Genomic DNA, 7,631 nt, shown 5'->3' with positions numbered 1-7,631 from the left:
GCGCGCGGCGCGGGCGGCGAGGGCGATGTCCACGACGGGCGCGGGATAGCGTCGCCCAAGCAGCCCGGGCGCGCCCTGCCACCGCCAGGGTTCCTGCAGGAAGGCATCGGGCACTTCGGCCAGTTCGGGCAGCCAGGCCCGGGTAAAGGCTCCCCTGGCATCCTGATCGCGGCCCTGCTTGACGGGGTTGTAGATCCGCACCGTGTTCATCCCGGTGGTGCCCGACTGCATCTGCATCTGCGGCCAGTGGATGCCGGGTTCGTAATCGGTGAAGAGGCGCGCCAGCACCGGGCCGGTGTCGCGCCAGTCCAGCCACAGGTGGTAGGAGGCGACCGCCACCAGCATCGCGCGCATCCGGAAGTTGATCCAGCCGGTGGCCTGCAGCGAGCGCATGCAGGCGTCCACGAAGGGGATGCCGGTCTCTCCCCTCGCCCATGCCCCGAGGCGGGCGGCGTCGGCCGGGCGCGGGCGCAGCCCTTCGCAGGCGGGGTGCAGGCAGCGGTGTTCCAGCGCCGGCTCGTCCTCGAGCTTCTGGATGAAATGGTCGCGCCAGGCGAGGCGCGACTGGAAGGAGCGCAGACTTCCGGCCCAGCCGTCGCGCATGCCGCGCAGAGCGCGCTGCCGCGCGGCGGCGGCCCGGGCGGCCTGGCGCACCGACAGGGCGCCAAGCGCCAGGTGCGGCGAAAGGCGCGAACAGGCCTCTGCCCCCTCCAGCGGCGAAGACATGGCGCGGCGATAGTCGCGGCCACGCTCGGTCAGGAAGCTGTCGAGCGTCCGCAGCGCCTCGGCGCGGCCGCCGCGCTGGCGACCCGGGCAGGGATCGGGGCGCAGGCCGAGCCGCGCGGCCCCGGGCCAGGGGTCGCTCCGGGCGGTCACCGACTCCAACCGCTCAGGCACCGGCACCGGCTCGGCGAAGACGAAGCGATCGCGCCGGGCGGCCCAGCCGTCGCGGCTTTGCAACCGGCGCACCACGCCGGACTGCGGCAGTTCTTCCCAGACGACGCCCTGCGCGCGCGCCCACCCCCCCACTGCCCGGTCGCGGGCATAGGTCCAGGCGTTTCCCGTTTCCTCGTGGCTGAAGAGGTGGGTCGCGCCATGCGTGCGGCGCAGCGCCTCCAGCACCTGCACCGCCGCACCCACGCGCACGACCAGATCGGCACCGAGACCCGCGAGATCCCCGCGCAGCGCTGCCAGCGTCTCCGCCAGGAAGGCGTAGTGCCGCCCGCTCGCGTCCGGTTGCGCCCAGAGGTCCGGCTCGACGATGTAGAGCGGCAGCACCGGCAGGCCGCTTGCCGCGGCGCGCGCCAGCGCCGGGTGGTCCGCAACCCGCAGGTCGCGCTTGAACCACAGGATCGCCGTGCCAGATTGCGTTCCAGCCATTCGCTTGCCGTGCCCTGCCCCAGTCACTAGCAAGGGTAGGTCACGCCGATCGCCCGGAAAGACCCCGCCAGAGGAGCCCGCCATGAAGGACGCCGCGCCGCAGACCATCCATCTGAAGGACTACGCGCCGCCCGCGTATCTGGTGGACGAGGTGCAGCTGACCTTCCGCCTGGCACCAACGGCCACGCGCGTGCTCAGCCGCATCCGCTTCCGGCCCAACCCCGAGGCGCCGTCGCGCGACTTCTTCCTGCATGGCGAGGCGCTGACCCCGATCCGCGCCGCCATCGACGGGCAGGAGGTGCGCCCCGAGATCACCGAGGCGGGCCTGACCTGCGCCGTGCCCGACGCGCCCTTTACCTGGGAGGCGGAGGTCGAGATCTCGCCCCGGACCAACACTGCGCTGGAGGGGCTCTACATGAGCCGCGGCATGTATTGCACCCAGTGCGAGGCCGAGGGCTTCCGCAAGATCACCTGGTATCCCGACCGGCCCGACGTGATGGCGCCCTTCACCGTGCGGATCGAGGGCGATGCGCCGGTGCTGCTGTCGAACGGCAACCCCGTGGGCATGGGCGAGGGATGGGCCGAATGGCACGACCCCTGGCCCAAGCCCGCCTATCTCTTCGCGCTGGTGGCGGGCGATCTCGTGGCGCGCCGCGACAGCTTTGTCACCCGCTCGGGGCGAACCGTCGATCTCGCCCTCTGGGTGCGGCCCGGGGACGAGGGCAAATGCGCCTGGGGGATGGAGGCGCTGAAGGCCTCGATGCGCTGGGACGAGGACCGCTACGGCCGCGAATACGACCTCGACGTGTTCAACATCGTCGCGGTGGACGACTTCAACATGGGCGCGATGGAGAACAAGGGGCTCAACATCTTCAACTCGGCCGCCGTGCTGGCCAGCCCCGAGACCGCGACCGACGCCAATTTCGAGCGCATCGAATCGATCATCGCGCACGAGTATTTCCACAACTGGACGGGCAACCGCATCACCTGCCGCGACTGGTTCCAGCTCTGCCTCAAGGAGGGGCTGACCGTCTTCCGCGATCAGGAGTTCACCTCCGACCTGCGTTCCGCCGCCGTCAAGCGGATCGAGGACGTGCGGATGCTGCGCGCGCGCCAGTTCCCTGAGGACCAGGGCCCGCTCGCCCACCCCGTCCGTCCCGAAAGCTATCAGGAGATCAACAACTTCTACACCGCGACCGTCTACGAGAAGGGCGCCGAGGTGATCGGGATGCTCAAGCGCCTGGTGGGCGACGAAGGCTATGCGAAGGCGCTCGATCTCTACTTCGCGCGTCACGACGGGCAGGCCTGCACCATCGAGGACTGGCTGACGGTCTTCGAGGACGCGACGGGGCGCGACCTGTCGCAGTTCGGGCTCTGGTATTCACAGGCCGGCACGCCGCGGGTCTCGGTCGAGGAGGCGTTCGAGAACGGAACCTATACGCTGACATTCGAGCAGCGCACGCCGCCCACGCCGGGGCAGGAGGAGAAGAAACCGCTCGTCATCCCGATCGCGGTGGGCCTGCTGTCGCCCAACGGCGACGAGGTGGTGCCGACCCGCGTGCTGGAGATGACACAGGCGCGGCAGAGCTTCACCTTCGAGGGGCTGGCCTCGAAGCCCGTGCCCTCGATCCTGCGCGACTTCTCCGCGCCGGTGGTGCTGGAGCGCGAGGTGCCGAGGGCCGAGCGTGCCTTTCTCATGGCGCATGACACAGACCCCTTCAACCGGTGGGAGGCGGCGCGCAGCCTCGCGCGCGAAAGCCTGATCGCCACGATCCGCGAGGGCGCGGCGCCCGATGCCGACTGGCTCGACGGGCTGGCCGCCATGCTGCGGGACGACACGCTCGACCCGGCCTTTCGCGCGCAGGTGCTGGCGCTGCCGACGCAATCGGAACTCGCGCAGGTGCTGGCAGACCGGGGGCACACGCCCGACCCGGACGCGATTCACGGCGCGGTCGAAGGGCTCAGGGACGCGATGGCGCGGCACCTCGCGGACCTCGCGCCGCACCTCTACGAATCGATGCGCGTGACCGGGCCTTACGCGCCCGACGCGGAGCAGTCCGGCAAGCGCGCGCTGGGCAACGCGATGCTGGCGCTGATCTCGCGGCGCGACGACGGCGCGCTGGCCGCCCGGCAATATGCCGAAGCCGACAACATGACGCTCGCGCTGGCCGCGCTCTCGTGCCTCTTGCGCGTGGGCAGGGGCTCGGCCGAACTCGCCGCCTTCCACGAGCGGTGGAAGGACGACCGGCTGGTGATGGACAAGTGGTTCGCCCTTCAGGTGATGGAGGCGAAGCCGGAGAGCGCGGCAGAGACGGCGGCACGACTGACCGAACATCCCGCCTTCGACTGGAAGAACCCCAACCGCTTCCGCGCGGTGCTGGGGGCGCTGGCCGGGCACCACGCGGGCTTCCACCGGGCCGACGGCGCGGGCTACGCGCTGCTCGCGGACTGGCTGATCCGGCTCGATCCGGTGAACCCGCAGACCGCGGCGCGGATGATGACCGCCTTCCAGACCTGGCGGCGCTACGACGCAGGCCGGCAGGCCCATGCGAAGGCCGCGCTGGAGCGCATCGCGGCCAAGCCGGGCCTGTCGCGCGACGGGGCCGAGATGGTCGGGCGGATGCTGGGCTGAGGCGGTGGCGCCCTATCGCTTCGAGCGCAGCGGGCGCACGCGGCAGACGGCAGCCGCGCTCGCCGCGGTCTGGGCGGCGATGGGCGCGCTGGTGCTGTTCCTCGAGGCCGCGCTCTGGGTGCTGGCGATCCCGGCGCTTTTCACCCTGCCCGCGGCCTGGGACCTGATCTCGGACCGCAGCGCCGGCATGGAGATCGGCCCCGACACGATCCGCTGGCATTCGGGACGCAGCGAGGGCGAGGTGGTCTTCGGCCGGATCGACAGGGTCCGCTTCGACACGCGGCTGGACCTGTCGGTGAAGGTGACGCTTGTTCTCGTCTCGGGCCGAAAGCTGCGTCTGCCGCAGGAAAGCGTGCCGCCGTGGCGCGAACTGGAGGCAAATCTTTCCGCACGCGGCATCAGGACGGAGCGGCATCACTTCTCGCTTGTCTGAGCGATGCGCGCCCTTCCGCCGGCGGGAACCAAACCGGGGCTCGGGGGTTTTCGCTGTCGATGTTCCGTGCAATTTCTTGATCGCCGTCATACGATCGTCGCAACGCAAGTGGTTAAAGGGCGCCATGAAGGACAGGATCGACCCGCTGATCGCCGAACGCGCCCCCTGGCTCTTTTCCGGCCGGCCGGCCGTGGCGCCGGCCCGGGCCGTGCTGAACCGCGTCCTGGGCTACGATCGCACGATTGCCCTGGGCAGCGCGTTGCGCGACCTGCCGGCCGACCGGATCATGGCCGAGATGGTGCGCCTTCTGGCCCGCGATCTCGAGGCCACGGGGCTCGACAACATCCCCCGACAGGGGCCTGCGCTGATCGTCGCGAACCATCCCACCGGCATCGCGGACGGCATCATGCTGCACGCGGCGCTCGCCGAGTTGCGCCCCGATCTCTACTTCTTCGCCAACCACGACATCCTGCGCGTGATGCCGCAGATGGAGCGGATGATCGCGCCGGTCGAATGGCGGGTCGAAAAGCGCACCCACGGCAAGACGCGCGAGACGATGGCCTACACCCGCCGCGCGGTCGAGGAAGGGCGGCTGGGCGTGATCTTTCCCTCCGGCCGCCTCGCCAAGCGCCGGGGCCTCAGCCTGCACGAGCGCGCGTGGATGCCCTCGGCGGCGATGATCGCGCGCAAGTTCGAACTGCCGGTGATCCCGGTGAACATCCGCGCGCGCAACTCGGTGCTGTTCTATCTCTTCGACCTGGTCCACCCCACGCTCAGGGACATCACCCTCTTCCACGAGACGCTGAACAAGCACCGCCAGCCCTATCGCATCACGGCGGGCGAGCCGATCTCGCCCCGCTCGCTGCCGGCCCGGTCGGAAGAGGGAATCGAGCTCATGCGCCGGGCGACGCTGGCGCTGGGCGGGCACCGCGCCCCGGCCGTGTCGCTGGTGGACAACACCCGCCGCCCGTCGTGGATCGGGCAGACCAGCTCGAACTGACCGCACACGCATAGCGCGATCTTTCCGCGACCCCGCCCGAATTCGGCCCGATTGCCCGGCGAGAGTCGGGGCATCGATGAAGTCGGGAACCCCGCAGCATGAGCGCACTCCGCGTGATCCTAAGGCAGCTTCTGCAGCGACCGCAGGCCCAACTGTCGGACGCGGCGACATCCGCGCCGCCCCCCGAGCCTCTGCGCGTCGCGCGCGCGGACACGCGGCGACGCGACACGCGGTCCGACGGGCCAGTGCCCGTTCGTGACGTGACACGCGACGAACGCGATGCGGCCCGCCTGCACGCGCAGGGCCTCTTTCTGGCCCGGCAGGATCGCTGGGAGGAACTCGACGCCCTCGTGCGCGAGACCGACGCCGCCCGTGTCGCCACGCCCGGAGGCGTCCCGGTGGCCGAACTGCTTGCGCGCGGAGCGGGCGCCGACGCGATCGAGCCCGGCCCCGACGGCACGCGCGCGCCGGGCCTGCCCTGGCTGCACGACCTGCTGGCGGACTTGCCCGACCGGCCCGGCGTCGCGCTGACCGTCGCGCTGGCAGAGATTGCGACGGCCGAGGCCGCACGCCGCGATGCCGCGCCCTGCGCGCTTGGCGTGGCCGACCGGATGGACTATTTCGCGCATCTGGCACAAGCCGCGCAGGTTCTGGACGCCTTCGACCCGATCGAACTGGACAGTCCCGCTCTCGCAGCAGCGCGCTGCGCGCTCGCGCCGGTGTGGCAGGCCGACGCCGTTCATATACGCGATCTCTACGAGGATCTGATCGATCTCGACCCTGCCAATCCGCGTCACATGCGCGCGCTGGGACGCGCTCTGCGGCCCAAGGGACTGGGCGCCTTTGCAGAGATCGACAGCGCCGCGCGCGATACCGCCGAGCGGACACAGGACATCTGGGGCAGCGGCGGCTATGCCTGGTGCTGGCACGACGTGCTTCTGGCGGATGCCCGCGGCTTCGCGCGGCTGGATACCGACCGTTTCCTGCAGGCGATCGAGGACATCCTCCTGCGCCACGAGGACCAGCACCTGATGAACCAGCTCGCGGCCTGCTGCACCCTTGCCGCTGGCGCAGACAGTCGCGCCGGCGCGCCCCTGTCCTCCGCGATAGAGAAACGGCGCAAGGCCGTTCGCGCCGCGGGCCAGAGAATCCTGCGGGACCGGCTGGGCGAGATCCATCCCTGTGTCTGGGCCGAGACGGCGGGCCATGTCGGCGGTCGTCCGGCGGCGATCGAGGCCGGCATCGGCCTGGCAACCGCGGCGCTGGCCGAAGCGCATGAGGCACGCCCCCTGCCCTGCACGGGCTGACGCAGGCAACGGCACCCGGCCATCGCACCGCCTTGCCGGGCACCACCCGATTGCAAGTGCCACCGCCTTTGGCTACCTCAAGGACGCCACGCAGCCGCCCGGAGTGCCCGATGCTCGACCTGACCTACGACCCGCCGCAGCCCAAGGTGATCGCCGGTGCCCGCCACGACTGGGAACTGGTCATCGGCATGGAGGTGCATGCGCAGGTCGCCTCCAGGGCCAAGCTCTTCTCCGGCGCGTCCACCGAATTCGGGGCGGAGCCCAATTCCAACGTGTCCTTCGTGGATGCCGCGATGCCCGGCATGCTGCCCGTCATCAACGAATTCTGCATCGCGCAGGCGGTCCGCACCGGTCTGGGCCTCAAGGCGAAGATCAACCTGGTCAGCGCCTTCGACCGCAAGAACTATTTCTACCCCGACCTGCCGCAGGGCTACCAGATCAGCCAGCTCTATGCGCCCCTTGTGGGCGAGGGCGAGGTGCTGGTCGACATGGCCCCCGGCGTCGCGCGCCGCGTGCGGATCGAGCGCATCCATGTCGAGCAGGACGCCGGCAAGTCGATCCACGACATGGACCCGGGCGTCTCCTTCGTCGATCTCAACCGAACCGGCGTTGCGCTGATGGAGATCGTCTCGCGCCCCGACATCCGCGGCCCCGAGGAGGCGGCGGCCTATCTCACCAAGCTGCGCCAGATCCTGCGCTACCTCGGCACCTGCGACGGCAACATGCAGAACGGCAACCTGCGTGCGGACGTCAACGTCTCGGTCTGCAGGCCCGGGCAATACGAGAAATACATCGAGAGCGGCGACCATGCGCACCTTGGCACCCGCTGCGAGATCAAGAACATGAACTCGATGCGCTTCATCCAGCAGGCGATCGACT

At 70.3% G+C, this 7,631-nt stretch carries 5 protein-coding genes and 1 pseudogene; 5 read left to right on the top strand and 1 reads right to left on the bottom strand.

Going from position 1 to position 7,631, the window contains the following annotated elements:
- On the bottom strand, positions 1-1,380 hold a 1,380-nt coding region (locus ACLFOB_RS13265), incomplete at its 3' end, for an FAD-binding domain-containing protein (RefSeq protein ID WP_410926380.1).
- An 82-nt stretch (positions 1,381-1,462) separates the two neighbouring features.
- On the opposite strand from ACLFOB_RS13265, the gene pepN reads away from it, so the two are divergent.
- The 5 genes and pseudogenes from pepN to gatB form a co-directional block, all read left to right on the top strand.
- Positions 1,463-4,012 carry an aminopeptidase N gene (pepN, locus tag ACLFOB_RS13260; RefSeq protein WP_410926379.1) on the top strand — a complete coding sequence of 850 codons (2,550 nt, stop codon included), beginning with the start codon at positions 1,463-1,465 and terminating at the stop codon, positions 4,010-4,012.
- A gap of 4 nt (positions 4,013-4,016) precedes the next feature.
- Entirely contained in the window at positions 4,017-4,445 is a 429-nt protein-coding gene (locus ACLFOB_RS13255) for a hypothetical protein (RefSeq protein WP_410916697.1), read from the top strand.
- 124 nt (positions 4,446-4,569) lie between these two features.
- Entirely contained in the window at positions 4,570-5,445 is an 876-nt protein-coding gene (locus tag ACLFOB_RS13250; protein WP_410926378.1) for a lysophospholipid acyltransferase family protein, read from the top strand.
- Between the two features lie 98 nt (positions 5,446-5,543).
- Positions 5,544-6,752 carry a hypothetical protein gene (locus ACLFOB_RS13245; protein ID WP_410916699.1) on the top strand — a complete coding sequence of 403 codons (1,209 nt, stop codon included), beginning with the start codon at positions 5,544-5,546 and terminating at the stop codon, positions 6,750-6,752.
- A 110-nt stretch (positions 6,753-6,862) separates the two neighbouring features.
- A pseudogene (gene gatB, locus ACLFOB_RS13240) lies at positions 6,863-7,631 on the top strand (Asp-tRNA(Asn)/Glu-tRNA(Gln) amidotransferase GatCAB subunit B); the annotation flags it as partial.

The organism is Rhodosalinus sp. (assembly GCF_046542825.1).
GTDB lineage: Bacteria > Pseudomonadota > Alphaproteobacteria > Rhodobacterales > Rhodobacteraceae > Rhodosalinus.
This window is presented reverse-complemented; position numbering and strand designations above follow the sequence as displayed.

Coding starts and splice junctions, on each gene's coding strand:
- ACLFOB_RS13250 (WP_410926378.1), top strand. CDS start 4,570: ATGAAGGACAGGATCGACCCGCTGATCGCCGAACGCGCCCCCTGGCTC.
- pepN (WP_410926379.1), top strand. CDS start 1,463: ATGAAGGACGCCGCGCCGCAGACCATCCATCTGAAGGACTACGCGCCG.
- ACLFOB_RS13245 (WP_410916699.1), top strand. CDS start 5,544: ATGAGCGCACTCCGCGTGATCCTAAGGCAGCTTCTGCAGCGACCGCAG.